We start from the raw sequence: 24,921 nt of genomic DNA, 5'->3' as shown, positions 1-24,921 counted from the left end.
GTGGGGTCATACCAACCCGAACCAGTGCTGCCACGCCAGGCGCACGGTCAGCGCCAGCACCACGGTGATGAACACCGGGCGGATGAACTTGCTGCCGCCGCTGATCGCCGTGCGTGCGCCGAAGAAGGCGCCGACCATCACCGACAGGCCCATGCACAGGCCAACGATGTAATCCACCTGCCCGGAAATGATGAACACGGTCAGCGCCGCGATGTTGCTGACGAAGTTCATGCTGCGCGCCACGCCGCTGGCGCGGACCAAGTCGATGGGGTAGAGCAGCAGCGTGCTGACGGTCCAGAACGCACCGGTGCCGGGGCCGGCCACACCGTCGTAGAAACCGAGGGTGAAGCCTTGGGGGAACTGCCATTTCTTCTTGATCGGCGCATCGGCATCCAGCGGTGCCTTGGGCGTGCCGCCGAACAGCAGGTAGATGCCACAGGCGAAGACGATCACCGGCAGCATCTTGTTCAGCCACTCGGCTGGCATGTAGTGGGCCACCACTGCACCGATCGAGGCGCCAACCAAGGTCGCGAGCAGGGCGGGGCGCCATTGCGCCGGGTGGAACAGCTTGCGCTTGTAGTAGGTGAAGCCGGCGGTGGCCGAGCCGAAGGTCGAGCTGAGCTTGTTGGTGCCGAGAACCAGGTGTGGCGGCATGCCGGCGGTGAGTAGCGCCGGAGTGGTCAGCAGGCCGCCGCCACCGGCGATGGCATCGATGAAACCGGCGACGAAGGCGACCAGGGCGAGGATCAGTAAGGTGAGCGGTTCTACGGTGAGTTCGAAGGGCATGGGGGCTGACTGGCAGAGGGCAGGGCGTGCGGCAAATGGCCGCGCTAGAAGGGGACATGGTAATCCTGGGCGCAAACGGTTGCCAGTGCCGGCCCTTTCGCGGGTGAACCCGCTCCCACAGGTATTGCACAGGTCTTGAAGTTGACGCAAACCTGTGGGAACGGGCTTGCCCGCGAAGAGGCCGGTACTGCAAACCCTATCAGTTCTGGATGAACGCCAGCAGATCCGCATTGATCACATCGGCATGGGTAGTCGGCATGCCATGCGGGTACCCCTTGTAGGTCTTCAAGGTGCCATTGGGCAGCAACTTGGCTGACCGCGGCCCGGAATTCTCGTAGGGCACGATCTGGTCATCATCCCCATGCATCACCAGCACCGGCTGCTTGATACCCTTGAGATCCTCGGTGAAATCGGTCTGCGAGAACGCCACGATGCCGTCGTAATGCGCCTTGGCGCTTCCGATCATGCCCTGGCGCCACCAGTTGCCGATGACGCCTTCCGACGCTTGCACACCCGGTCGGTTGTAGCCATAGAACGGACCCGTCGGAACATCCCGGTAGAACTGTGCACGGTTGCTGGCGACCTGGGCCTGGAAGTTGTCGAACACCGACTTGGGCAGGCCGCCAGGATTGGCCGGCGTCTGCACCATCAACGGTGGCACGGCGGCGATCAGCACGGCCTTGGCCACCGGGTCACCAGGATACCGGGCCATGTAGCGCACCACTTCGCCGCCACCGGTGGAATGGCCCACATGTACCGCGCCCTGGATGCCCAGGTGGTCGACCACGGCTGCGACATCGTCGGCATAGTGGTCCATGTCGTGGCCGTCCCATACCTGGCTGGAGCGCCCGTGGCCGCGGCGGTCGTGGGCGACCACGCGAAAGCCCTTGGCCAGGAAGAACAGCATCTGTGCGTCCCAGTCATCAGCGCTGAGCGGCCAGCCATGGTGGAAGTGGATGACCTGCGCATCGCGCGGTCCCCAGTCCTTGTAGAAAATCTGAACGCCATCCTTCGTGGTTACGTAGCTCATGGTCGTGTCTCCTCAGTGCACGAACCGAAGTGAGCTATTGAGAATAGGAGGGATTGCGCACGGCATTGAAGTTTGTAGTGGCAGTACCGGCCTTTTCGCGGGCACGCCCGCTCCCACAGGTATCGCACAGGCATTGAGGCTAGCGCAGGACCTGTGGGAGCGGGCGTGCCCGCGAAGAGGCCATCACCGATGTCACATGAACCAGCGGTACTCCCGCGCACTGACTTCCTGCATGAACGCCAGATGGTCCTGGCGCTTGTTCTCGCAGTACACCATCACGAACTCTTCCCCCAGCCCTTCGTTCACTGCCGGGTGACTGCGCATGGCCGCGACCGCGCCGAGCATGTCCTTGGGGAAATCGATGCCGCTGCTGCGATCTTCGTTCAGCGGCGCAATCGGCTCCTGCGCGGCATCCAGCCCATGCTCCATGCCACACAGGATCGCCGCCAGCACCAGGTACGGGTTGGCATCCGCCCCCGCCAGCCGGTGCTCGATACGCAGATTGCGCGCATCCGATTCGGGAATGCGAATGCACGCATCGCGGTCCTCGAACCCCCAGCTCGCACGGCTGGCGGCATTGACCATGGCGCTATAGCGGCGAAATGCATTGTGGTTGGCCGCGAAGATCGGCATGCAATGCGGCAGCAGCGCCAGGCAGCCGGCCACCGCGTGGCGTAGCGGGCGCTGCTGGTCGGCGGCCAGCAGGTTGTTGCCGGCCTGGTCGTACAGGCTCACATGCACGTGCATGCCGCTGCCAGGCGCCTGCAGGTAGGGCTTGCTCATGAACGAGGCGCGCAGCCCGTGCTTGAGCGCGACGCCGCGGGTGCTGCGGCAGAACAGGGCGGCCCAGTCGGCCGCCTGCAGGCCGTCGTCGCAGTGGCCGAAGTTGATCTCGAACTGGCCGGGGCCCAGTTCGGCGGTGATCACGTTGGCGTCCACGCCCTGCGCCTGGGCAGTGTCGACCATGTCATGCAGCACGTCGCTGAAGCGCGACAGCCGTTCGATGTGCATGTTGGGTTGGTCGTCCGGGTCATCGCTGAGCGGGTCGCGGGGGAACTGCGGCAGCCCTTGCTTGAGCGCCCGGTCGAACAGGTAGAACTCCAGTTCGAACGCCACCACCGGGCGGATGCCACGTCGCTCGAGGCGCTGCAGCACGCGGGCGAGGACTTCGCGGGGTTCGAACTCGATAGGCGCGGCAGTACCGTCGGAGCTGATCAGCATCTGCCCCAGTGGCTCGCGCTCCCAGGTCACCGGCTTGAGCGTGCCGGGGATCAGGCGGCGGATGGCATCCGGGTCGCCGTCGTTGAAGCAGTAGTCGCCGATCGGGAACAGCCCGCCTTGTACGCCCAGCAGTACGCAATTCTGCGGCAGTTTCAGCGGGCTGCCGGCGGCGACCTTTTCCAGCATGTCGATCGGGTAGCGCTTGCCGTAGAAGTGCCCAGGGATGTCAAGGCTGAGCAGGTCGACATGGCTGACGTCGGGGTGGCGGGCACGGAACGCGCGGACTTCACTGAGCAGATCGGGAAAGCCTGTTGTTAGGGTCATGCTGTGCTCTCATCGGAATACCCAGAGGACGCGGGTCGTCTGGTCGGTCAGGTTGGCGTAGCGAAAGTGGCGGTTGGGCGGCAGCTGGAAGCTGTCGTTGGGCGCCAGGGTCACGGCTTGTTCGTCATCGGCAAGCCAGAGGGTCAGTTCGCCCTCGAGGACGAAACCACCTTGCTCGGAGCTGTCGTCCAGGTGCCCCTCGCCACTGCTGGCGCCGGGCGCCAGGTGGCTTTCGAGCATGGCAAAACGGCCGTTGAGGGTCGGTGAGACCAGCACGTCGCTGATGCCTTCGGCGTAGTAGATGGTGCGCCGCTCGCCGGGGCGGGTGACCCAGTCCAGCGCGGGTGGCTGGCTGGCCTGGTAGAAGTAGGTGGTCGGCACCTGCAGGGCTTCGCTGATGGCCGTAAGGTCGGCCACGGTCGGCTGCGACAGGCCCCGTTCGACCTGGGACAGAAAGCCCAGCGAGCGTTTGACCTTGCCCGCCAGCTCATCGAGGGTCAGCCCGCGGTGCTTGCGCAAGTCGCGAATCAGCAGGGCCAGGCCCTGGGCGTCTTCAGACATGATCGCGCATCCTGTACCAGGCCTTGGCCGCTGCCTCCAGCGGTGCGGCCAGCAGGTCACCGCCCGGGAAGCGGCCGTTGTCGATGCCCTGGTACAACGCCAGCAGGTCATCGTCGCCGAGAATGGCGTCGCTGACCGCCCGCGCGGCGGCCAGGGTCGGCAGCACGCCGTGGCCAGAGAAGCCTTGCAGCCAATAGCGCAGGCCCTCGCGACCGACGTCCGGGGTGCGCTGGATGCTGCAGTCGATGTGGCCGCCCCAGGCATAATCGATGGCCACCCCGGCCAGTTGCGGGAACACCCTTTCCAGGTAGGGGCGCGTGGCGCTGGCGACGTCCTTTGGAATGCCGCCCAGGTAGGTGCAGCCACCGCCGAACAGCAGGCGGTGATCGGGGGTGAGGCGGAAGTAGTCGGGTACGAACTGGTTGTCGATCACGCAGCTGTTGCGCGGCAGCAGCGAGCGGGCGAACTCGGCATCCAGCGGCGCGGTGGCCACCTGGTACGAGCCGACCGGCAGCAGCCGGCGCGACAGGCCACGGTCGAGGCGGTCGATGTAGGCGTTGCAGGCCAGTACCAGCACCCCGCAACGTACCTCGCCATGCTCGGTGCGGGCCACGTAGCCGTTGGCGCTGGGCTGATAGCCGAGCACCTGGCTCTGCTCGAAGATGCGCCCGCCATGGGCTTCGATCGTGGCGGACAGGCCCTGGGCCAGTTTCAGCGGGTTGAGGTGCGCGCCCTTGGCGTCATACAGCGCCGCCTGATAGCGCGGGCTGTCGATCCATTGCGCCAGCTCGTCGCGGCCGATCAGGCGCAGGGCGTCGTAGCCCCATTTGTGCTCGGCGTCGTGCAGGGCTTCTTCGAGCATCTTTATCCGGCGGGGCAACACGGCGGTCCACAGGCTACCGAGCCGGTAATCGATGTCGAAGCCATGGCGCTGGGGCAGCTCGCGCATCTCGTCGGCGGCCCAGCACATGCTGTCCCACAGGCGCCGGGTGCGTTCCACGCCCAGCGCTTTCTCCAGGGGCGGCATATCGCACGACCAGCCCAGCAGCGCCTGGCCTCCGTTGCGACCGGAAGCGGCCCAGGCCACTCGGCTGGCTTCCAGCATCGTCACGCGCTTGCCGGCCAAGGTCAGGCGCAGCGCGGTGTGCAGGCCGCTGAAACCGGCGCCGATGATCAGCACATCGCTGTCGTGCGAGCCTTGCAGGGTAGGGCGCAGGGGGATGCTGGCGGGGTAGGTCTGGGCGTAGTAGCTGGCGACGTGCTGGGCGGATTGCTTGAACATGCCTTGGCCTCGTGAAATTTATTGTGGTTATTTTCATGAAAATCTAGCAGGTAATTTTCATGGCGCCACACCGTTCGTCTTTGAATCTTCGTTGCATATATGATTCTGGGGCCGCTGCGCAGCCCTTTCGCGACACAAGGCCGCTCCTACAGACGAGCGCGGATTCCTGTAGGAGCGGCCTTGTGTCGCGAAAGGGCTGCAAAGCAGCCCCCGAGGCCCTGACAGGAAAAACAATGCGCCGCCTGCCTTCCCTGACTGCCCTGCGCACTTTCGAATGCGCCGCCCGCCATGGCCACTTCGGCCGTGCCGCCGCCGAGCTGTGCGTTACCGACAGCGCCGTCAGCCACCAGATTCGCCAGCTCGAAGAGCAGCTCGGCGTCGCCCTGTTCGAGCGCGTCGGCCGCCAGGTGCGCCCCAGTGCCGAAGCCGAACGCCTGCTGCATCACCTGCAACAGGCCTTCGAGCTGATCGGCAAGGCCTGTGACGAGCTGCGCGACCCGGCCTCGCAAGCGGTGCTGCGGATCGCGGTGACGGCGGAGCTGGCGCAAAAGTGGCTGGTCGCGCGCCTGGCCGATTTCAGCAGCCGTTACCCGCACATCACCCTGCACCTGCACGATCAGCCGATCGATGCCGGCGCCCCGGCGCTGGACGTCGACCTGGCCATCACCTACGGCACCAGCGCCCTGGACGCCAGCACCCACTTCGTCCGGCCGCTGCCACTGCTGCAGTTCTTCCCCGTCTGCAGCCCGGGCCTGTTCAACCAGGGCGGGCTCAAGCGCCCGCGTGACCTGGTGCGCCACTGCCTGTTGCACGATGACCAGGACGGTCGCACCTGGACCACCTGGCTGGCCACTCACGCCGATGACGCCTTGCCCACCCGTCAGCTGTACTTCCCCCATGCCGCGCTGGCGCTGGAGGCTGCGCTGCTGGGGCAGGGCGTGGCGATGGGCGACAACCTGACCTGCCAGGCCGACCTGCAGAGCGGCCGGTTGGTGCGCCCGTTCAGTGCCAGCGTGACGGCCCAGGGGCAATACGCGCTGGTGTGCGAACGGCTGCGCCTTGAGCGGGCACCGGTGGCTGACTTCATCGAATGGTTCATCGAACAGCTGGGCGATAGCTGAATTGAATTCAGCTATCGCTGAGTTTTCGTCGTTGGATGCCGCAAGCGGGGCGGCGTAGCGTGCAGCCATCACCCACCGATACGAGGTTGACCCATGGCACGTTCGCTCACCACCACCCCCAAGGCCGATGGCTTCCGCCTGCCCGGCGAATTCGAGCGCAAGGCGGGTTGCTGGCTCGGCTGGCCAGAGCGCCCGGATGTCTGGCGCAATGGCGCCAAGCCTGCGCAGAAGGTCTGGGTCGAGATCGTCACGGCAATCGCCTCCAGCGAGCCGGTCACGGTCTGCGCCTCCGCTGGCCAGTACGTCAATGCCCGGCGCCTGCTGCCACCGCAGGTCCGGGTAGTGGAAATGACCTGCAACGACACCTGGTTCCGTGACAGCGGTGCTTGCTTCGTGGTCAATGACAACAGTGGTGAAGTGCGTGGCGTCGACTTCGAGTTCAACGCCTATGGCGGGCTCGATGGCGGCCTCTACTACCCGTGGGACAAGGACGACCAGATCGCCCAGAAAATCCTCGAGATCGAAGGCCTGGACCGCTATCGCGCGCCGCTGATCGCCGAGCTTGGCGGCATCCAGAGCGACGGCCAGGGCAGCCTGCTGACCACCGAGCAATGCCTGCTGAACCGCAACCGCAACGCCCACCTGGGCAAGGCCGAGGTGACCCGTCGCCTTGAAGACTACCTAGGGGCCGAGCAGGTGATCTGGCTGCCGCGTGGCTGCAAGTTCGACGAGACCGATGGCCACGTCGACGACCTGGCCTGCTTTGTGCGCCCCGGTGAAGTGGTGCTGCAATGGACCGATAACCGTGACGACCCGCAGTGGGAAATCTACCAGGAGGCCTACGACATCCTGCGCAGCACCCGCGATACCCGTGGCCGTGAACTGAAGGTGCACAAGCTGCCGCAACCCGACGTGCTGCAATGGACGGCCGAAGAGGCCGCAGGGCTGGACCAGGTCGAAGGCACTCACCTGCGCGAGGCCGGCACCCAGATTTGTGCTTCGTACATCAACTACTACGCGGGCAACTCGGCCATCGTCGTGCCGCTGTTTGGCGATCGCAATGACGCAATTGCCCAGGCGACACTGGCCGAGTTGTTCCCCGAGCACCGCATTATCGGTATCGAGAACTCCCGCGAGATCCTGCTCGGTGGCGGCAACGTCGCCTGCATCACCATGCCGCAATACGCTGGAGGCCGCCGCTGATGAAGCCGAGCGCACTCACCCTTGCGCTCGCCCTGGGCTGCGCCGCCTCGGCGGCCCAGGCTGCCGACGCACAACAGCCGACCGTGAACCTGTACATCTGGGGCGAGTACCTTGCCCCCGATACCTTGACCCGGTTCGAAAAGGAAACCGGCATTCGTGTGGTGGCCGACCACTTCGACTCGCTGGAAACCGCCGAGACCAAGCTGCTGACCGGTGGCAGTGGCTACGACGTGGTGCTCACCGCCGGCCAGCACCTGAGCCGGGCCATTGCCAGCGGCGCCCTGCAGCCGCTGGACAAAGCCCAGCTACCGCACCTGGCCGGGGTGGGTGAAGAGTTCCGCCAGCACATGGCCTTGTTCGACCCGGGTAACCGCTATGCCGGGACCTATGCCTGGGGCACCACCGGGGTGGGCTACCAGCAGCAGGCGGTGAAGGCACGCATGGGCGATGCACCGCTGGACAGCTGGGCGATGCTGTTCGACCCGCAGGTGGTGGCGAAATTCGCCGACTGCGGGGTGAGTCTGCTCAACGACCCCAACGAAGTGTTCGCCGCAGTGATGCGCTACATGGGCCTGGACATCAACCAGCAGCGCCTTGAGGACCTGAAGGCGGCGGAGGTGCAACTGCGCAAGGTGCGCCCGTACATTCGCTACTTCGACAACGACCGCAACATCAACGACCTGGCCAATGGCGAAACCTGCGTGGCGATGTCGTGGAACGGCAACGTGGCCATCGCCGAAGGGCAGGCGCAGCAGGCGGGCAAGGCGTTTGTGCTGGACTACAGCATTCCGAAGGAGGGCACGTTGATCTGGCTGGATGCGCTGGTGGTGCCCAAGGATGCGCCGCACCCGGATGCCGCGTGGAAACTGGTGGATTACCTGATGCGGCCGGATGTGATCGCGCCGATTACCGACACCATTCACTACGCCAACGCGATTACGGCGGCGGATGGGCTGGTGGACGCGCAGATCCGCAATGCGCCGGGGACCTATCCGTCGGCTGAGGTGCGGGCGCGGTTGTATGGCAAGAATGATAATGGCAAGGCGTTCAACCGCGAGTTGACCCGGGCATTCAGCCGGCTGAAGAGTGGGACTTAGAATTTGTGGTGGCTGTACCGGCCTCTTCGCGGCTAAAGCCGCTCCCACAGGGATAGCACCGCCTTCGGCATCTATGCAGTACCTGTGGGAGCGGCTTTAGCCGCGAAGGAGGCCGGCACAAGCGCTGCATCAGCCAGAGGCCTTGCGCCGTGGCTGCCGCGGCTTGCTGGCAGCTGGTTTGCCATCAGACGCCTTGCCTTTACTGGTAGTGCGCCGCTTCTTCTTCCAAGGCGCCGCCTTGCCCACCGCCGGCCCGGTAATGGTCATGCGCATCCCGCGGCAACGCTCCACCAGCTTGCCCATCCACGCCGACTGCCGGGTGACGAACTCTTCAAGGCTCATCTCGCCGCTCTGCACCATGTCCAGTGCCTGTTCCCAGATGGCCGTGGTACCAGGGTCGGCAATGGCGCGGGGCACGGCGTCAATCAGGCTGAACGCGGCAGGGGTGGCAGACAGTGCCTTGCCGTTCTTCACCAGATAACCACGGTCGAGCAAGCCCTGGATGATGCTGGCACGGGTGGCTTCGGTGCCGATGCCGGTGGTTTCCTTAAGCTTCTGTTTCAGCCGTGGGTCGTCCACCAGCTTGGCGACGTTCTTCATCGCCTTGATCAGGTCGCCTTCGGTAAACGGTTTCGGTGGCTGGGTCCACAGGTCCTTCAGTTGCACATCATGCACGTTGCAGTCCTGGCCTTCGCGCAGGGCCGGCAGCACCTGGGCTGGCTGGGCCTCGCGGCCCCTGGCCGGGGTCAGCGCTTCGGGGAGGGCGCGGCGCCAGCCGGGTTGGACGATCTGCTTGCCGACGGCGCGCAGGGCATGGCCGGCGCAGTCGAACTCGACCTGGGTGCGATCGTACTCGTGGTTGGGTAGAAACTGCGCCAGGTAGCGGGCACGAATCAGGGTATAGACAGCCTTGTGCTTGGCCGGCAGGCGTGCCGGGTCGCTGGCGGCTGCCGTGGGGATGATGCCGTGGTGGGCGCTGACCTTGGCGTCGTTCCAGGCGCGGGAGCGGCGCTGTGGCTCAAGGTGGGCTTGCAGCGGCGCCAGGCTGGCGTCCGCCCGCTGCAGCGCCGCGAGGATGGCTGGCGCCTCGCTGTGCTGGCTGACGGGCAGGTAGCCGCAGTCGCTGCGCGGGTAGGTGATCAGCTTGTGGGTTTCGTACAGCGCCTGGGCGATGTCGAGGGTTTCCTGGGCGCCGAGGCCGAACTTTTTCGAGCACAGCTCCTGCAGGGTGCCCAGGTCGAAGGGCAGCGGTGCGGCCTCGCGCACGCGCTCGGTGGCGACTTTCAATACCCGCGCCGTACCGGCATCTTGCATGTCGCCAGCAGCCTGTCGGGCGAGCGCCTGGTTCAGGCAGCGGCCCTGGTCGTCGCAGGTGTCTTCCGGTGCGCGCCACTGGGCGTTGAAAGACCGGCCGGCACTTTCCAGCTGGACATCGATGGCCCAGAACGGCACGGGCACGAAATCAGCGATGCTGCGGTCGCGGTCGACCACCAGGCGCAGGGTAGGGGTTTGCACCCGCCCCACTGGCAGCACGCCCTGGTAGCCGGATTGGCGGCCGAGCAGGGTGAACAGCCGGCTCATGTTCATGCCGATCAGCCAGTCGGCGCGGGAGCGGCCCAGGGCCGAATGGTAGAGGTTGAAGGTTTGCTGGCCGGGCAGCAGGCGCGCCAGGGCCTTGCGGATCGAAGCGTCGTCCAGGGCCGACAGCCACAGGCGCTGGATCGGGCCGCGGTAGCGGCAGTGCTCGACCAGCTCGCGGGCAATCATTTCACCTTCGCGGTCGGCGTCGGTGGCGATCACCAGTTCGCGGGCTTCGCCGAGCAGGCGCTTGACCGCCTTGAACTGGCTGGCGGTCTTGGGCTTGACCAGCATCTTCCACTTTGCCGGGATGATCGGCAGGTCGGCCAGGTTCCAGCGCTTGTAGCGGTCGTCGTAGCTGTCGGGCGGGGCGGTTTCCAGCAGGTGGCCGATGCACCAGGTCACGCAGACGTCGGTGCCCTGCCAGCAGCCGTCGGCCTTGCGGTTGGCGCCGAGCACCTTGGCGATGTCTTTGGCCTGGGAGGGTTTTTCGCAGAGGAACAGGCGCATGGCCGGGAACGCTTCATCGGGGAATGATGGGCACTAGGATGCGCAAGCAGGGGCGCGGAGGCAAGTTTTATCTGGATGGATGTACAGGTTTTTGTGAGGGGGAGTGTCTTTACCTGTGCTGGCCTCTTCGCGGGCATGCCCGCGAAGAGGCCAGTGCAGGTTTCAGGCGCGCGAGTCGCGTACCATGTCCACGTGCGGAATGCCGGCTTCGAGGAACTCCTCGCTGACTACGCGAAAGCCCAGGCGCTCGTAGAACGGCGTGGCATGCACCTGTGCACTGAGCATCTGCTGCTTCAGGTCACGGTTCTGCGCTTCGACGATCACTGCATTCATCAGTGCATCGCCGACCTTCAACCCACGCCAGTCCTTGAGCACCGAGACCCGGCCAATGGTGCCGTCAGGCAGCAGGCGAGCCGTGCCGATCGGATAGTCGCCTTCCAGCGCCAGGAAGTGTGCGGCGCCCGGATCGTCCGAATCCCACTCCAGCTCTGGTGGTACATGCTGCTCGGCAATGAACACGGCTTCGCGGATACGGCGGATATCAGCGTTATCCTTGTGCCAGTCGGCAAGGCGCACACGAATCTTATTCATTGGCGAATCCCAGGCTTCCTTGTTTGATCAGCTGCTGGACCAGCATAAGGCCATCTTCATCCTGCAACCACTGCTCAAGGTTGTCGATGTGTAGCGCATCGGCCGAGCACACCAGCTTCAGCAGCTCGCGCAGCTTGGCCGGCAGTGGGCAGCTACGGCCGCTGGCGAACAGCATCAGGTCGTCGCCGAGTTCGGACCAGGCCAGCCGCGCGCTCGGGTTGCGGATCAGGATGGCGCCGTCTTCCAGGGCTTCGATCAGCTCGTCTTCGTCCATTTCTTCACCGACCACCTGTTCCGGGTAGCGCGGCTCGGTCATGAACTGGCCGAACCAGGTCAGCAGCAGGTCCTTGTCGTTGGTGTGCTTGTCGATCAACGCCTTGAGGCGGTCGAGGGCATCGTGCTGGATCTGGTGCGGGTCGCTGGCAGGTTGCGCGTCGGCGTCGCTGTAGCGCTCTTCGTCCGGCAGGAACTGGCCGAGGAAATCGGTGAAGTGGGTCAGCACTTCGGCGGCGCTTGGGGCGCGGAAGCCGACCGAGTAGGTCAGGCAGTTGTCCACGGCGACGCCGTAGTGGGCCAGGCGCGGCGGCAGGTAGAGCATGTCGCCCGGCTCCAGCGTCCATTCGCCGCTCTGTTCGAATTCGGCCAGGATGCGCAGGTCGGCGTGCTCAAGCAGCGGGCTGTCGCTGTTGCACATCTGGCCGATTTTCCAGTTACGCTCGCCATGGCCCTGGAGCAGGAACACGTCGTAATTGTCGAAGTGCGGGCCGACACTGCCCCCTGGGGTGGCGAAGCTGATCATCACGTCATCGATACGCCAGCTCGGCAGGAAGCGGAAGTGCTCGAGCAGCTCGGCGACTTCCGGGACGAACTGGTCGACGGCCTGCACCAGCAGGGTCCAGTCCTTCTCTGGCAGTTCGGCAAAGGTGTCTTCGCTGAACGGCCCGCGGCGCAGCTCCCACGGGTGGGCGCCGTGTTCGAGGACGATGCGCGACTCGACTTCCTCTTCCAGGGCCAGGCCGGCCAGCTCGTCGGGGTCGATCGGGCTTTCGAAGTCCGGGAAGGCCTGGCGTACCAGCAGCGGCTTCTTCTGCCAGTAGTCGCGCATGAATTCGCGGGCCGAGATGCCGCCGAGCAGCTGCAGTGGAGTATCAGGATTCATGTTCAACCTATTGAAAAAACGTAATTTTCGTCCGCGAATAAAAACGCCCGGCCAGGCCGGGCGTTGAACGCGACGGTCAGCTTAGATGCGTTTGGCCTGGGCTGCCGCGTTACCGATGTAGGTAGCGGGGGTGAGCAGCTTCAGTTCGGCCTTGGCGTCGGCCGGCATATCGAGGCCGTCGATGAAGGTCAGCAGCGCTTCTGGCGTGATGCCCTTGCCACGGGTCAGTTCCTTGAGCTTCTCGTAGGGGTTCTCGATGTTGAAGCGGCGCATCACGGTCTGGATCGGCTCGGCGAGGACTTCCCAGCAGGCGTCCAGGTCGGCGGCGATGCGGGCTTGGTTGACTTCCAGCTTGCCGATGCCTTTCAGGCTGGCTTCGTAGGCGATGACGCTGTGAGCGAAGCCCACGCCCAGGTTGCGCAGCACGGTGGAGTCGGTCAGGTCACGCTGCCAGCGCGAGATCGGCAGCTTGCTGGCCAGGTGCTGGAACAGTGCGTTGGCTATCCCTAAGTTGCCTTCGGAGTTTTCGAAGTCGATCGGGTTGACCTTGTGCGGCATGGTCGACGAGCCGATTTCGCCAGCCACGGTCTTCTGCTTGAAGTAGCCCAGCGAGATGTAGCCCCAGACGTCGCGGTCGAAGTCGATGAGGATGGTGTTGAAGCGAGCGATCGCGTCGAACAGCTCGGCGATGTAGTCGTGCGGCTCGATCTGGGTGGTGTACGGGTTGAACTGCAGGCCCAGCTCGTCTTCGATGAAGGCGCGGGCGTTCTGTTCCCAGTCGATCTGCGAGTAAGCCGACAGGTGGGCATTGTAGTTGCCCACGGCGCCGTTGATCTTGCCCAGCAGCGGCACGGCGGCAACCTGGGCGATCTGGCGCTCCAGGCGGTACACGACGTTGGCCAGCTCTTTGCCCAGGGTGGTCGGCGAAGCCGGCTGGCCGTGGGTGCGCGAGAGCATCGGCACGTCGGCATGGGCATGGGCCAGGGCGCGGATGGCGTCGGCGATCTGGCGCATCAGCGGCAGCAGCACATCGTCACGGCCGGCGCGCAGCATCAGGGCGTGGGACAGGTTGTTGATGTCCTCGCTGGTGCAGGCGAAGTGGATGAACTCGCTGACCTTGGCCAGCTCAGGCAGCTTGGCGGCCTGCTCCTTGAGGAGGTATTCGATCGCCTTGACGTCGTGGTTGGTGGTGCGCTCGATTTCCTTGACGCGTTCGGCGTGCTCGAGCTTGAAGTCGGTGGCCAGGCTGTCCAGCAGGGCGTTGGCTTCGGCGGAGAACGCCGGCACTTCGCCGATCTGCGGGTGGGCGGCCAGGCGCTGCAGCCAGCGCACTTCGACCAGGGCGCGGAAACGGATCAGCCCGAATTCGCTGAAAATGGGGCGCAAGGCCTGGGTTTTGCCGGCGTAACGGCCGTCTACAGGGGAAACCGCAGTGAGCGAAGAAAGCTGCATGGGGTGTTCTCGGACAGTCAGGCTTTTGGAAGGGCGCATATCATACATGAAAAATCCCTGTAGGAGCGGCCTTGCGTCGCGAAAGGGCTGCGCAGCAGCCCCGGCAATCTATGCTGGGGCGGCGATTCTGGGGCTGCTGCGCAGCCCTTTCGCGACGCAAGGCCGCTCCTACAGGTCCGGCGTTTTTCTTCAGGACGGTGTGCGCATCATGTCGTACAGTTCGTTGAGCAGCTTGCGCCGGCTGAACACCAACTGCCAGCGATGCCCGCCCAGCTGGCGCCACAGGCGTGCGGCGCGGATGCCGGCGAGCAGCAGGGCGCGGATCTTCGAGGCGTTGCTGGCCTGCTGCAGGAAGCGCATGTCGCCGTGCACCTGGATGCGCTGGCGCAAGGTGCTCAGGGTGTCCTGGTACAACGCGCCGCTGGACGCGATGACATTTTCATGGGCCAGGCCGAAATGGTCGGCCTGCGACTGGATTTGCGGCAGGCGGTTGCCGATGGTTTCGAGCAGGTCGCCGCGCTTGTTCAGCTGGCGCTCAAGGCCCAGCATCGACAGTGCGTAGCGCAGCGGTTCGCGTTGCAGGCTGCTGGGGTCGCGCTCGAGGGCGCCGACCAGGGCGCGGTAACCGTCGCGCAGGTTGAGGTCGTCGCCGCCGAACACCTCCAGGGTGTCCTTGGGGGCGCGCACCAGCAGGCTGCCCAGCATGCAGCCGATGTTGGCTTCGCTGGCCTGGCCGGTGCGGGCGATGCGGTCGACCAGCACGGCGGCCTGGAACACGCCGCCCAGGGCAATCAGCTGCTCCTGCAGATTGCTCATGCGCGCGGGCTCCACGGCTCGGCGGTCTCGATCACGCCGCCACCCAGGCACACATCGCCGTCATAGAACACCACCGACTGGCCCGGGGTCACGGCGCGCTGCGGCTCGTCGAACACGGCGCGGTAGCCGGTTGCGGTCAGCTCCAGCGTGCATTGCTGGTCGCTCTGGCGGTAGCGCACCTTGGCGGTCAGCCGGCGCGGGCTGCTCAGGTCGACCGGGTTGACCCAGAAGATTTCCGATGCAAGCAGGGCGCGGGAGAACAGCCACGGGTGCTCGTTGCCCTGGCCGACCACCAGCACATTGCGGGTCAGGTCCTTGTGCAACACGTACCACGGCTCGTCACCGGCGTCCTTCAGGCCGCCTATGCCCAAGCCTTGGCGCTGGCCGATGGTGTGGTACATCAGGCCGTGGTGGCGACCGATCACTTCACCTTCGGTGGTTTCGATGTTGCCGGGCTGGGCTGGCAGGTACTGCTTGAGGAAGTCGCTGAAGCGGCGCTCGCCGATGAAGCAGATGCCGGTGGAATCCTTTTTCTTGGCGGTGGCCAGGCCGTGTTTTTCGGCGATGGCGCGCACCTCGGGCTTTTCCAGCTCGCCGACCGGGAACAGTGTACGGGCGATTTCCTTGCCGCCAACTGCATGCAGGAAGTAGCTCTGGTCCTTGTTCGGGTCCAGGCCTTTGAGCAGTTCGGTGAGCGCGCCGGAGTCGCGGCGGCGCACATAGTGGCCGGTGGCGATCAGGTCGGCACCCAGCGACAGGGCATAATCAAGGAACGCCTTGAACTTGATTTCGCGGTTGCAGAGGATGTCCGGGTTGGGCGTGCGGCCGGCCTTGTATTCCTCAAGGAAGTGCTCGAACACGTTGTCCCAGTATTCGGCGGCGAAGTTGGCGGTGTGCAGCTTGATGCCGATGCGGTCGCACACGGCCTGGGCGTCGGCCAGGTCTTCACGGGCGGTGCAGTATTCGGTGCCGTCGTCTTCTTCCCAGTTCTTCATGAACAGCCCTTCCACCTGGTAGCCCTGTTCCATGAGCAGAAGGGCAGAGACGGATGAGTCCACGCCGCCGGACATGCCGACGATGACGCGGGTCTTGGCGGGGTCTTTGAGTGCTGGGCTGGTCATGGGTACCGGTGTGTATCAAGGGGGAAAAACGCCGATTCTAGCAAAACCGGCGCGGCGCGTCAGTCACGCAGCAAGTCGAGGCTGTGCAGCGGGCCGGCGAGGTAGTCGTCGAGACAGCGCGGGACGAGTTCGCTGCGCCAGCGAGCGGGGTCGGCCAGCAGTTCTTCGCGGGTCAGCCACACGGCGCGGACAATGTCGCTGTCCAGGGCAAGGTCCTGGTGGTGGCGCACGGGGCGGGCGGCGAAGCAGATGCGCTGGTAGGTCACGCCATTGCTCGGGGCGGTGTAGAGGTAGATGCCGACCACGCCGGTGAGCTCGACTTCCCAGGCGGTTTCTTCCAGGGTTTCGCGCAGGGCGGCCTGGGGCAGGGTCTCGTTGGGTTCGAGGTGGCCGGCGGGTTGGTTGAAGACGTGCTGGCCGGCTTTGAATTCTTCGACGAAGAGGAATTTGCCTTCGTGTTCGACGATGGTGGCGACGGTGATGTGCGGTTGCCAGGTCATATGCGGTGTCCTTTCAGAATGTCGGGGCCGCGTTGCGGTCCATCGCAGGCAAGCCAGCTCCCACAGGTACGGTGCAAGGCCTGGGTCATTCACACTCCCTGTGGGAGCTGGCTTGCCTGCGGTGGGCTGCGCAGCAGCCCCGGGGCCAGAAAGCACAAACCCCGGTGCGTGGCCGGGGTTTGTGCGGTTACCTCAAGCGAACCTTACAGGGCGGCAATGGCGCTGTTCAGGGTCTGGCTTGGGCGCATCACCTTGGCGGTCAGCTCGGCATCCGGGGCGTAGTAGCCACCGATGTCGGCCGGCTTGCCCTGAACGGCGTTGAGCTCGGCGACAATGGTCTCCTCGTTCTCGGTCAGGGTCTTGGCCAGTGGGGCGAAGCGCGCCTGCAGAGCGGCGTCATCGCTCTGTGCAGCCAGCGCCTGGGCCCAGTACAGGGTCAGGTAGAAGTGGCTGCCGCGGTTGTCGATACCACCGACTTTGCGCGAAGGCGACTTGTTGGTGTCGAGGAACTTGCCGGTTGCCTGATCCAGGGTGTTGGCCAGGACCTTGGCGCGCGGGTTGTCGTAGGTGTTGCCCAGGTGCTCCAGGGAAGCGGCCAGGGCCAGGAATTCACCCAGCGAGTCCCAACGCAGGAAGTTCTCTTCCACCAGCTGCTGCACGTGCTTCGGAGCCGAACCGCCGGCGCCGGTTTCGAACAGGCCACCGCCGTTCATCAGCGGCACGATCGACAGCATCTTGGCGCTGGTGCCCAGTTCCATGATCGGGAACAGGTCGGTCAGGTAGTCGCGCAGCACGTTGCCGGTCACCGAGATGGTGTCCTTGCCTTCGCGGATGCGGGCCAGGGAAAACTTGATAGCGTCGACCGGCGCCAGGACACGGATGTCCAGGCCAGTGGTGTCGTGGTCCTTCAGGTACTTCTGTACCTTCTCGATCATCACGCCGTCGTGGGCGCGGGCCGGGTCCAGCCAGAACACCGCCGGGGTGTTGCTCAGGCGGGCACGGTTGACGGCCAGCTTGACCCAGTCCTGGATCGGCGCGTCTTTGGTCTGGCACATGCGGAAGATGTCACCGGCTTCAACGTTCTGCTCCAGAACGACGTTGCCTTTGCCATCGACCACGCGTACTACGCCGTCGGCCTGAATCTGGAAGGTCTTGTCGTGGGAGCCGTACTCTTCGGCCTTCTGCGCCATCAGGCCGACGTTCGGCACGCTGCCCATGGTGGTCGGGTCGAAGGCGCCGTTGGCCTTGCAGTCTTCGATGGTGGCCTGGTAGATGCCGGCGTAGCAACGATCCGGGATGATCGCCTTGGCATCCTGCAGTTCACCGGCGCTGTTCCACATCTTGCCCGAGTCGCGGATCATCGCTGGCATCGAGGCGTCGACGATGACGTCGCTCGGCACGTGCAGGTTGGTGATGCCCTTGTCGGAGTTGACCATGGCCAGGGCTGGACGCTCGGCGTACAGGGCCTGGATGTCGGCTTCGATCTCGGCCTGCTTGTCGGCTGGCAGGTCCTTGATGCGGGCGTACAGGTCGCCGATGCCGTTGTTGGCGTTGAAGCCTACTTCAGCCAGGGCTGCTGCGTGCTTGGCCAGTACCTGGTCGTAGAACGCTTCGACGATGACGCCGAACATGATCGGGTCGGAAACCTTCATCATGGTGGCTTTCAGGTGCACCGACAGCAGTACGCCGGAGGCCTTGGCATCGGCGATCTGCTCAGTGATGAAGGCTTTCAGGGCCTTGCGGCTCATGGTGGCGCAGTCGACGATTTCGGCGGCTTTGACGGCAGTCTTGGCTTTCAGCACGGTGGTGCTGCCATCTTTGCCGACCAGCTCGATGCGCAGGTTGTCGTCTGCCTCGATCAGTGCGGCTTTTTCGCTGCCGTAGAAGTCGCCGTTGTTCATGTGGGCAACGTGCGACTTCGAGTCGGCGGCCCAGGCGCCCATCTTGTGCGGGTGCTTGCGAGCGTAGTTCTTGACCGAAAGCGGGGCGCGGCGGTCGGAGTTGCCTTCGCGCAGCACTGGGTTCACGGCCGAACCCTTGATGCGGTCGTAGCGTGCGCGGGATTCTTTCTCGGCCTCGGTGGATGGCTCGTCGGCGTAGTCAGGGATGTTGAAGCCCTTGCCCTGCAGTTCCTTGATCGCGGCCTTGAGCTGCGGTACCGAGGCGCTGATGTTCGGCAGCTTGATGATGTTGGCTTCAGGAGTGGTAGCCAGCTGACCCAGTTCCGCCAGGTGATCGCCTACTTGCTTCTCTGCGCCCAGTTGCTCCGGGAAGGCGGCAAGGATACGGCCAGCCAGGGAGATGTCGCGAGTTTCGACGGCGATGTCAGCGGAAGCGGTGAAGGCTTCGATGATCGGCAGCAGCGAGTAGGTGGCGAGGGCGGGGGCTTCGTCGGTGAAGGTATAGATGATCTTGGAACGGGTGGGCATGCGGGTTAACTCTCTGTGTGCTGAGCGTGCTCGAGTCTCGTGGTGCGCAGGGTAGGCGCATCGCCCTGGCAACGCCATGAGCGGAAAGTCGAGAGGCTGCGAGCGGTGATGGTGGATGCATCAGTCGAGCGTCAATGCTGAGCTGCGGTAACAGTCCAGACTTTTCTGGCCAGGCTTGATGGCCATTCCTGGCCAAGGGCGGTCCGCATTTTCCTGGGATTCGCCCCGATGACCCTTCGGTCGCGGCGGAGTATACCAAACCATTCGGGCTAATCAGCAAGGCGAAGTGACATCGGTGCCATTTATAAGACCAAAGACGTAGGGGCAATGTGGCGTGATGACGCACCGCTTGCAGGTCGACGGATGTGGTTTAGGCTCATTGGATCGCATGATGTCCAATCACACCCGACAGCGGAGTAGTGCAAGCATGGGATACCAGAAAATCAAGGTTCCGACCGACGGCACCAAGATCACCGTCAATGCCGACCATTCGCTCAACGTGCCCGACAACCCGATCATTCCTTATATCGAAGGTGACGGGATTGGCGTCGATGTCTCGCCAGTGATGATCAAGGTGGTCGATGCCGCCGTGCAGAAAGCCTACGGCGGCAAGCGCAAGATCGCCTGGATGGAGGTGTATGCCGGCGAGAAGGCCACCCAGGTGTACGACCAGGATACCTGGCTGCCGCAGGAGACCCTGGATGCGGTGAAGGACTACGTTGTCTCGATCAAGGGGCCGCTGACTACGCCGGTCGGCGGTGGTATCCGGTCGCTCAACGTGGCTTTGCGCCAGCAGCTCGACCTCTACGTGTGCCTGCGCCCGGTGCTGTGGTTCCAGGGCGTGCCAAGCCCGGTGAAAAAGCCAGGCGATGTCGACATGGTGATCTTCCGAGAAAACTCCGAAGACATCTATGCCGGCATCGAGTGGAAGGCCGGCTCGCCTGAAGCGAACAAGGTGATCAAGTTCCTCAAGGAGGAAATGGGTGTCACCAAGATCCGTTTCGACCAGGACTGCGGCATTGGCGTCAAGCCGGTCTCGCGCGAGGGCACCAAGCGCCTGGTACGCAAGGCCCTGCAATATGTGGTGGACAATGATCGCGAATCGCTGACCCTGGTGCACAAGGGCAACATCATGAAGTTCACCGAGGGCGCCTTCAAGGATTGGGGCTACGAGGTGGCCCGCGACGAGTTTGGTGCCGAACTGCTCGACGGCGGCCCTTGGATGAAGTTCAAGAACCCCAGGAGCGGCCGTGAAGTGATCGTCAAGGACGCCATCGCCGACGCCATGCTCCAGCAGATCCTGCTGCGCCCTGCCGAGTACGACGTGATCGCCACCCTCAACCTGAACGGTGACTACCTGTCCGATGCCCTGGCGGCGGAAGTGGGTGGCATCGGCATCGCGCCGGGCGCCAACCTGTCCGACACCGTGGCCATGTTCGAGGCTACCCATGGTACCGCCCCGAAATATGCCGGGCAGGACAAGGTCAATCCGGGCTCGGTCATCCTGTCGGCGGAGATGATGCTGCGGCACATGGGCTGGACTGAGGCGGCCGACCTGATCATCAAGGGCACCAATGGTGCGATTGCTGCCAAGACCGTGACCTACGACTTCGAGCGCTTGATGGAAGGTGCCACGCTGGTGAGTAGCTCAGGTTTTGGCGATGAAATGATCAAGCATATGTGAGGCCATGAAAAACCGGCCGCTTCTGTAAAGGAGCGGCCGGTTGTTCGTGTGTCGGCAGAGAGCAGGGATCAGGCTTGGACGGTAGTTGAGGGCTGGGATGCTCCTGTAGAGACGCTGGTGGCGGCGCTGGCGATCTTGATCGCATGCAGGCCCTTGGGGCCTTGGTGGATCTCGAACGTTACGGCTTGCCCAGCTTTGAGCGTTTTGTAACCTTCCATCTCGATCGCCGAATAGTGGGCGAACAAATCGTCGGTTTTCCCGTCTTCATTGATGAATCCGTAGCCCTTGGCATTGTTGAACCACTTGACTTTACCGCTTGCCATCCCTATGTCCCTCTGCAAAGGACTCCATCACTGGAGTATCATCCACTTCATCCGCATACGAACCTTGCGAAAAATCTGGTTGACTGCGCGGATCTTTATCGACCACGGTGGGTTCTTATTGGTTGTAACACCGTTTTGCCGTTAGTCAAGGTCAGGTGGCGCGTGCGCCAGCGGCCGCCAATGCAGTCAACCCACAACCTTAACCTGACGCTCATGATGAAATTCTTTCCATGCATGCACCCAGTGAGATTCGACTAACATTCAATCAGGATCGCCCGCAAACGAATGAGGACGACGGCTCAGGGCTTGCGGTACAGGAAGCCAAGCCGATCCTGCAGGCGCCACCGATGTACAAGGTGGTTTTATTCAACGATGACTACACGCCGATGGATTTCGTCGTCGAAGTGCTCGAAACGTTCTTCAGTCTGAACCGCGAGCTGGCGACCAAGATCATGCTGACCGTCCACACCGAAGGGCGGGCAGTGTGCGGATTGTTTACCCGTGACATCGCCGAAACGAAGGCCATGCAGGTCAACCAATACGCCAGGGAAAGCCAGCATCCGCTACTCTGTGAAATCGAGAAGGACGGTTAATCGCCGACCACTTGGGTATGAGGTGAAGCTATGTTAAACCGCGAGCTCGAAGTCACCCTCAATCTTGCCTTCAAGGAGGCCCGTTCGAAGCGTCATGAGTTCATGACCGTCGAACATCTGCTGCTGGCACTCCTTGACAATGAGGCTGCCGCGACCGTTCTGCGCGCCTGTGGCGCGAATCTCGACAAACTCAAGCACGACCTGCAAGAGTTCATCGATTCCACTACCCCGCTGATCCCCGTCAACGATGAAGACCGCGAAACCCAGCCGACCCTGGGCTTCCAGCGGGTGCTGCAGCGTGCCGTGTTCCACGTGCAGAGTTCCGGCAAGCGCGAAGTGACCGGCGCCAATGTGCTGGTGGCGATCTTCAGCGAACAGGAAAGCCAGGCCGTGTTCCTGCTGAAACAGCAGAGCGTGGCCCGTATCGATGTGGTCAACTACATCGCCCACGGCATCTCCAAAGTGCCGGGCCATGGCTCGCATTCCGAAAGCGACCAGGACATGCAGGACGAAGAGGGTGGCGAAACCTCCTCTTCGAGCAACCCGCTGGACGCCTACGCCAGCAACCTGAACGAACTGGCCCGTGCCGGCCGGATCGACCCGCTGGTGGGTCGCGAGCAGGAAGTCGAGCGTGTGGCGCAGATTCTGGCCCGGCGGCGCAAGAACAACCCGCTGCTGGTCGGTGAGGCGGGCGTCGGCAAGACTGCCATCGCCGAAGGCCTGGCCAAACGCATCGTCGACGGCCAGGTGCCGGACCTGCTGGCGCAGAGCGTGGTCTATTCGCTGGACCTTGGCGCGCTGCTGGCGGGTACCAAATACCGCGGTGATTTCGAAAAACGCTTCAAGGCCCTGCTCGGTGAGTTGAAAAAGCGCCCGCAAGCGATTCTGTTCATCGATGAAATCCACACCATCATCGGTGCCGGTGCGGCGTCAGGCGGGGTGATGGATGCCTCCAACCTGCTCAAGCCGCTGCTGTCGTCGGGTGAGATTCGTTGCATCGGTTCGACCACCTTCCAGGAGTTCCGCGGCATCTTCGAGAAGGACCGTGCCCTGGCGCGGCGCTTCCAGAAGGTCGATGTCAGCGAGCCGTCGGTGGAGGACACCGTCGGCATCCTGCGTGGCCTGAAAGGCCGGTTCGAGAGCCACCACAACATCGAGTACAGCGATGAAGCCCTGCGCGCCGCCGCCGAGCTGGCCTCGCGCTATATCAACGATCGCCACATGCCGGACAAGGCCATTGACGTGATCGATGAAGCGGGCGCCTATCAGCGCCTGCAGCCTGAAGCCAGCCGGGTCAAGCGTATCGATGTGCCGCAGGTCGAGGACATCGTCGCCAAGATCGCGCGGATTCCGCCGAAGCACGTCACCAGTTCCGACAAGGAGTTGCTGCGTAACCTCGAACGCGACCTGAAGCTGACCGTGTTCGGTCAGGACCAGGCCATCGACTCGCTGGCCACCGCCATCAAGCTGTCCCGGGCCGGCCTCAAGTCGCCGGACAAGCCGGTGGGTTCGTTCCTGTTCGCCGGCCCCACCGGTGTGGGCAAGACCGAAGCGGCGCGGCAGCTGGCCAAGGCGCTGGGCGTCGAGCTGGTGCGCTTCGACATGTCCGAGTACATGGAGCGTCACACCGTGTCGCGCCTGATCGGTGCGCCGCCTGGCTACGTTGGTTTCGACCAGGGTGGCCTGCTGACCGAAGCCATCACCAAGCAACCGCACTGCGTGCTGCTGCTCGACGAAATCGAGAAGGCCCACCCGGAAGTCTTCAACCTGCTGCTGCAGGTGATGGACCACGGTACCCTGACCGACAACAACGGGCGCAAGGCCGACTTCCGTAACGTGATCCTGATCATGACCACCAACGCCGGTGCCGAAACCGCCGCGCGGGCCTCGATCGGCTTCACCCATCAGGACCATGCGTCCGATGCCATGGAAGTCATCCGCAAGAGCTTCACGCCGGAGTTCCGCAACCGCCTGGACACCATCATCCAGTTTGGCCGCCTGAGCACCGAGACGATCAAGAGCATCGTCGACAAGTTCCTCATCGAGTTGCAGGCGCAGTTGGAAGACAAGCGGGTGCTGCTGGAAGTCAGCGATGCCGCCCGCGGCTGGCTGGCTGCTTCCGGCTACGACGTGCAGATGGGAGCACGGCCGATGGCGCGGCTTATCCAGGACAAGATCAAGCGGCCGCTGGCCGAAGAGATCCTGTTTGGTGAGCTGGCCGAGCACGGTGGCGTGGTGCACGTCGACCTGCGCGATGGCGAACTGGTGTTCGACTTCGAGACTACGGCTGAGGTGGCCTGACGGAGGGGCGGGGCTGTACCTGTGGGAGCGGCTTCAGCCGCGAACACCGGCGCAGCCGGTGCCATCCATCGGGTTGGGCTCTTCGCGGGTGAACCGCTGCCACAGGGCTGCGAAGTAGCCCCATACAATCTGGCAGGCACAAAAAAGCCCGGCACATGGCCGGGCTTTTTCATGGCTGGAGCTTAGCGCGCACGGTAAGTGATGCGGCCCTTGCTCAGGTCGTAAGGCGTCAGTTCGACGCGGACCTTGTCGCCAGTGAGAATGCGGATGTAGTTCTTGCGCATCTTTCCGGAGATGTGCGCGGTTACGACGTGCCCGTTTTCCAACTCCACGCGGAACATGGTGTTGGGCAGGGTGTCGACGACAGTACCTTCCATTTCGAAGCTGTCTTCTTTCGACATGCAGTAGAGCCCTCGGATCCAGTGTTGGCCCGACGCATACCGCACCGGGCAAAAAAGTGGCGTGGATTATGCCCGAAAACTGTGTGTCAAGCCAATGCTTTCAGTTGAGGGTGACCCAGCGCTGGTTTATCAACAACTCGATAGGCCGATACTGCGTCTTGTAGTTCATTTTCTTGCAGTTCTTGATCCAGTAACCCAGGTACACCGCTTCCAGATCCTGGCGCAAGGCTTCGGTGATCTGCCAGAGGATGGCAAAGCGCCCGAGGCTGCGGCGTTCTTCTTCCGGCTCGTAGAACGTGTAGACCGCCGACAGGCCATTGGGCAGCAGGTCACAGACGGCCACTGCCAGCAGGCGGCCTTCGAGGCGGAACTCGTAGAACCAGCAGAACGGCAGGTCGCGGACCAGGAAGGTGGAAAACTGGTCGCGACTCGGCGGGTACATGTCGCCATCGGCGTGACGGGTCTCGATGTAGCGCCGGTACAGGTCGAAATATTCTTCCTTGAACGCCGGGCGCGCCGCCGTCACGGTCAGGTCGGCATTACGCTTGAGGATGCGCCGCTGCTGGCGGTTGGGGATGAAGCGCGCGGCGGGGATGCGCGCTGGCACGCAGGCATTGCAGTTCTGGCAATGCGGGCGGTACAGGTGGTCACCGCTGCGGCGAAAGCCCATTTCCGACAGATCGGCATACACATGCACGTCCATCGGCTGGCTGGGGTCGAGGAACAGCGTGGTGGCCTGTTCGTCCGGCAGGTAGCTGCAGGAGTGGGGTTGAGTGGCATAGAACTTCAACCGCGCCAACTCTGTCATGATCAACCCCCTCGGTGAGACTTTGCTTTA

At 63.8% G+C, this 24,921-nt stretch carries 22 protein-coding genes; 6 read left to right on the top strand and 16 right to left on the bottom strand.

The window, feature by feature from the left end:
* Positions 1-6: 6 nt before the first annotated feature.
* The 5 genes from ACTORR_RS04635 to ACTORR_RS04615 form a co-directional block, all read right to left on the bottom strand.
* Positions 7-786 carry a TSUP family transporter gene (locus tag ACTORR_RS04635; protein WP_313365507.1) on the bottom strand — a complete coding sequence of 260 codons (780 nt, stop codon included), beginning with the start codon at positions 784-786 and terminating at the stop codon, positions 7-9.
* A gap of 199 nt (positions 787-985) precedes the next feature.
* On the bottom strand, positions 986-1,816 hold the full coding sequence (locus ACTORR_RS04630; RefSeq protein WP_313365506.1) for an alpha/beta fold hydrolase: 831 nt from the start codon (positions 1,814-1,816) through the stop codon (positions 986-988).
* Positions 1,817-2,008: 192 nt separating this feature from the next.
* On the bottom strand, positions 2,009-3,361 hold the full coding sequence (locus ACTORR_RS04625) for a glutamine synthetase family protein (RefSeq protein WP_313365505.1): 1,353 nt from the start codon (positions 3,359-3,361) through the stop codon (positions 2,009-2,011).
* Positions 3,362-3,370: 9 nt separating this feature from the next.
* Entirely contained in the window at positions 3,371-3,922 is a 552-nt protein-coding gene (locus tag ACTORR_RS04620; RefSeq protein WP_054887258.1) for a helix-turn-helix domain-containing protein, read from the bottom strand.
* Entirely contained in the window at positions 3,915-5,204 is a 1,290-nt protein-coding gene (locus ACTORR_RS04615) for an NAD(P)/FAD-dependent oxidoreductase (protein ID WP_313365504.1), read from the bottom strand. The genes ACTORR_RS04620 and ACTORR_RS04615 overlap by 8 nt, the downstream gene beginning before the upstream one ends.
* A 233-nt stretch (positions 5,205-5,437) precedes the next feature.
* Here ACTORR_RS04615 and ACTORR_RS04610 point away from each other — a divergent pair, with 233 nt between their 5' ends.
* The 3 genes from ACTORR_RS04610 (at position 5,438) to ACTORR_RS04600 (ending at position 8,625) form a co-directional block, all read left to right on the top strand.
* A complete protein-coding gene (locus ACTORR_RS04610; RefSeq protein ID WP_262110212.1) occupies positions 5,438-6,325 on the top strand; it encodes a LysR substrate-binding domain-containing protein in 888 nt (295 codons plus the stop codon).
* Positions 6,326-6,418: 93 nt separating this feature from the next.
* Complete coding sequence (gene aguA / locus ACTORR_RS04605; RefSeq protein ID WP_313365503.1) at positions 6,419-7,528, top strand: agmatine deiminase; 1,110 nt, start codon at positions 6,419-6,421, stop codon at positions 7,526-7,528.
* The gene (locus tag ACTORR_RS04600; protein ID WP_054886829.1) at positions 7,528-8,625 is read left to right on the top strand and encodes an extracellular solute-binding protein; all 1,098 of its coding nucleotides are present in this window, start codon (positions 7,528-7,530) and stop codon (positions 8,623-8,625) included. Before aguA ends, ACTORR_RS04600 begins: the two co-directional genes overlap by 1 nt.
* A 129-nt stretch (positions 8,626-8,754) precedes the next feature.
* Here the strand turns inward: ACTORR_RS04600 and ACTORR_RS04595 are convergent, their stop codons facing one another.
* From ACTORR_RS04595 to ACTORR_RS04560, 8 genes are all read right to left on the bottom strand, one after another.
* Positions 8,755-10,713 (bottom strand): DNA topoisomerase III, encoded by a 1,959-nt coding sequence (locus ACTORR_RS04595; protein WP_313365874.1) that lies wholly within the window; start codon positions 10,711-10,713, stop codon positions 8,755-8,757.
* Between the two features lie 162 nt (positions 10,714-10,875).
* Positions 10,876-11,304 (bottom strand): GNAT family N-acetyltransferase, encoded by a 429-nt coding sequence (locus ACTORR_RS04590; protein WP_054886827.1) that lies wholly within the window; start codon positions 11,302-11,304, stop codon positions 10,876-10,878.
* Complete coding sequence (locus tag ACTORR_RS04585; protein ID WP_054886826.1) at positions 11,297-12,463, bottom strand: ribosomal protein uL16 3-hydroxylase; 1,167 nt, start codon at positions 12,461-12,463, stop codon at positions 11,297-11,299. Before ACTORR_RS04585 ends, ACTORR_RS04590 begins: the two co-directional genes overlap by 8 nt.
* An 81-nt stretch (positions 12,464-12,544) precedes the next feature.
* Positions 12,545-13,915 carry an adenylosuccinate lyase gene (gene purB, locus ACTORR_RS04580; protein WP_054886825.1) on the bottom strand — a complete coding sequence of 457 codons (1,371 nt, stop codon included), beginning with the start codon at positions 13,913-13,915 and terminating at the stop codon, positions 12,545-12,547.
* A gap of 189 nt (positions 13,916-14,104) precedes the next feature.
* Positions 14,105-14,731: a high frequency lysogenization protein HflD gene (gene hflD / locus ACTORR_RS04575; protein WP_313365973.1), complete on the bottom strand. Its 627-nt coding sequence runs from the start codon at positions 14,729-14,731 to the stop codon at positions 14,105-14,107.
* Positions 14,728-15,852 (bottom strand): tRNA 2-thiouridine(34) synthase MnmA, encoded by a 1,125-nt coding sequence (gene mnmA / locus ACTORR_RS04570; RefSeq protein WP_054886823.1) that lies wholly within the window; start codon positions 15,850-15,852, stop codon positions 14,728-14,730. Before mnmA ends, hflD begins: the two co-directional genes overlap by 4 nt.
* A 59-nt stretch (positions 15,853-15,911) precedes the next feature.
* Positions 15,912-16,352 (bottom strand): NUDIX hydrolase, encoded by a 441-nt coding sequence (locus tag ACTORR_RS04565; protein ID WP_313365972.1) that lies wholly within the window; start codon positions 16,350-16,352, stop codon positions 15,912-15,914.
* Between the two features lie 203 nt (positions 16,353-16,555).
* Positions 16,556-18,781, bottom strand: a complete 2,226-nt coding sequence (locus ACTORR_RS04560) for an NADP-dependent isocitrate dehydrogenase (protein ID WP_054886821.1) — start codon at positions 18,779-18,781, stop codon at positions 16,556-16,558.
* A gap of 427 nt (positions 18,782-19,208) precedes the next feature.
* Between ACTORR_RS04560 and icd the strand changes: the two genes are divergently transcribed.
* Positions 19,209-20,465 (top strand): NADP-dependent isocitrate dehydrogenase, encoded by a 1,257-nt coding sequence (gene icd / locus ACTORR_RS04555; RefSeq protein ID WP_054886820.1) that lies wholly within the window; start codon positions 19,209-19,211, stop codon positions 20,463-20,465.
* Between the two features lie 68 nt (positions 20,466-20,533).
* Here the strand turns inward: icd and cspD are convergent, their stop codons facing one another.
* Entirely contained in the window at positions 20,534-20,788 is a 255-nt protein-coding gene (cspD, locus tag ACTORR_RS04550) for a cold shock domain-containing protein CspD (RefSeq protein ID WP_054886819.1), read from the bottom strand.
* 230 nt (positions 20,789-21,018) lie between these two features.
* Here cspD and clpS point away from each other — a divergent pair, with 230 nt between their 5' ends.
* Both clpS and clpA read left to right on the top strand, forming a co-directional pair.
* On the top strand, positions 21,019-21,381 hold the full coding sequence (gene clpS / locus ACTORR_RS04545; protein ID WP_016488124.1) for an ATP-dependent Clp protease adapter ClpS: 363 nt from the start codon (positions 21,019-21,021) through the stop codon (positions 21,379-21,381).
* Positions 21,382-21,411: 30 nt separating this feature from the next.
* On the top strand, positions 21,412-23,682 hold the full coding sequence (gene clpA / locus ACTORR_RS04540) for an ATP-dependent Clp protease ATP-binding subunit ClpA (protein WP_054886818.1): 2,271 nt from the start codon (positions 21,412-21,414) through the stop codon (positions 23,680-23,682).
* A gap of 182 nt (positions 23,683-23,864) precedes the next feature.
* Here the strand turns inward: clpA and infA are convergent, their stop codons facing one another.
* Together infA and ACTORR_RS04530 are read right to left on the bottom strand one after the other, a co-directional pair.
* Entirely contained in the window at positions 23,865-24,083 is a 219-nt protein-coding gene (gene infA / locus ACTORR_RS04535) for a translation initiation factor IF-1 (RefSeq protein ID WP_002553999.1), read from the bottom strand.
* Positions 24,084-24,183: 100 nt separating this feature from the next.
* Positions 24,184-24,891 carry an arginyltransferase gene (locus tag ACTORR_RS04530; protein ID WP_054886817.1) on the bottom strand — a complete coding sequence of 236 codons (708 nt, stop codon included), beginning with the start codon at positions 24,889-24,891 and terminating at the stop codon, positions 24,184-24,186.
* Positions 24,892-24,921 lie beyond the last annotated feature (30 nt).

This window comes from Pseudomonas sp. SAR267 (assembly GCF_052077595.1).
Taxonomy (GTDB): Bacteria; Pseudomonadota; Gammaproteobacteria; order Pseudomonadales; family Pseudomonadaceae; genus Aquipseudomonas; species Aquipseudomonas vlassakiae.
Note: the sequence above shows the minus strand (reverse complement) of the source record. Positions and strands in the feature narration are given on the sequence as shown.

Bases quoted from the DNA above. Each gene is read 5' to 3' on its own strand.
- ACTORR_RS04635 (WP_313365507.1), bottom strand. From the start codon at position 786: ATGCCCTTCGAACTCACCGTAGAACCGCTCACCTTACTGATCCTCGCC.
- ACTORR_RS04630 (WP_313365506.1), bottom strand. From the start codon at position 1,816: ATGAGCTACGTAACCACGAAGGATGGCGTTCAGATTTTCTACAAGGAC.
- ACTORR_RS04625 (WP_313365505.1), bottom strand. From the start codon at position 3,361: ATGACCCTAACAACAGGCTTTCCCGATCTGCTCAGTGAAGTCCGCGCG.
- ACTORR_RS04620 (WP_054887258.1), bottom strand. From the start codon at position 3,922: ATGTCTGAAGACGCCCAGGGCCTGGCCCTGCTGATTCGCGACTTGCGC.
- ACTORR_RS04615 (WP_313365504.1), bottom strand. From the start codon at position 5,204: ATGTTCAAGCAATCCGCCCAGCACGTCGCCAGCTACTACGCCCAGACC.
- ACTORR_RS04610 (WP_262110212.1), top strand. From the start codon at position 5,438: ATGCGCCGCCTGCCTTCCCTGACTGCCCTGCGCACTTTCGAATGCGCC.
- aguA (WP_313365503.1), top strand. From the start codon at position 6,419: ATGGCACGTTCGCTCACCACCACCCCCAAGGCCGATGGCTTCCGCCTG.
- ACTORR_RS04600 (WP_054886829.1), top strand. From the start codon at position 7,528: ATGAAGCCGAGCGCACTCACCCTTGCGCTCGCCCTGGGCTGCGCCGCC.
- ACTORR_RS04595 (WP_313365874.1), bottom strand. From the start codon at position 10,713: ATGCGCCTGTTCCTCTGCGAAAAACCCTCCCAGGCCAAAGACATCGCC.
- ACTORR_RS04590 (WP_054886827.1), bottom strand. From the start codon at position 11,304: ATGAATAAGATTCGTGTGCGCCTTGCCGACTGGCACAAGGATAACGCT.
- ACTORR_RS04585 (WP_054886826.1), bottom strand. From the start codon at position 12,463: ATGAATCCTGATACTCCACTGCAGCTGCTCGGCGGCATCTCGGCCCGC.
- purB (WP_054886825.1), bottom strand. From the start codon at position 13,915: ATGCAGCTTTCTTCGCTCACTGCGGTTTCCCCTGTAGACGGCCGTTAC.
- hflD (WP_313365973.1), bottom strand. From the start codon at position 14,731: ATGAGCAATCTGCAGGAGCAGCTGATTGCCCTGGGCGGCGTGTTCCAG.
- mnmA (WP_054886823.1), bottom strand. From the start codon at position 15,852: ATGACCAGCCCAGCACTCAAAGACCCCGCCAAGACCCGCGTCATCGTC.
- ACTORR_RS04565 (WP_313365972.1), bottom strand. From the start codon at position 16,352: ATGACCTGGCAACCGCACATCACCGTCGCCACCATCGTCGAACACGAA.
- ACTORR_RS04560 (WP_054886821.1), bottom strand. From the start codon at position 18,781: ATGCCCACCCGTTCCAAGATCATCTATACCTTCACCGACGAAGCCCCC.
- icd (WP_054886820.1), top strand. From the start codon at position 19,209: ATGGGATACCAGAAAATCAAGGTTCCGACCGACGGCACCAAGATCACC.
- cspD (WP_054886819.1), bottom strand. From the start codon at position 20,788: ATGGCAAGCGGTAAAGTCAAGTGGTTCAACAATGCCAAGGGCTACGGA.
- clpS (WP_016488124.1), top strand. From the start codon at position 21,019: ATGCATGCACCCAGTGAGATTCGACTAACATTCAATCAGGATCGCCCG.
- clpA (WP_054886818.1), top strand. From the start codon at position 21,412: ATGTTAAACCGCGAGCTCGAAGTCACCCTCAATCTTGCCTTCAAGGAG.
- infA (WP_002553999.1), bottom strand. From the start codon at position 24,083: ATGTCGAAAGAAGACAGCTTCGAAATGGAAGGTACTGTCGTCGACACC.
- ACTORR_RS04530 (WP_054886817.1), bottom strand. From the start codon at position 24,891: ATGACAGAGTTGGCGCGGTTGAAGTTCTATGCCACTCAACCCCACTCC.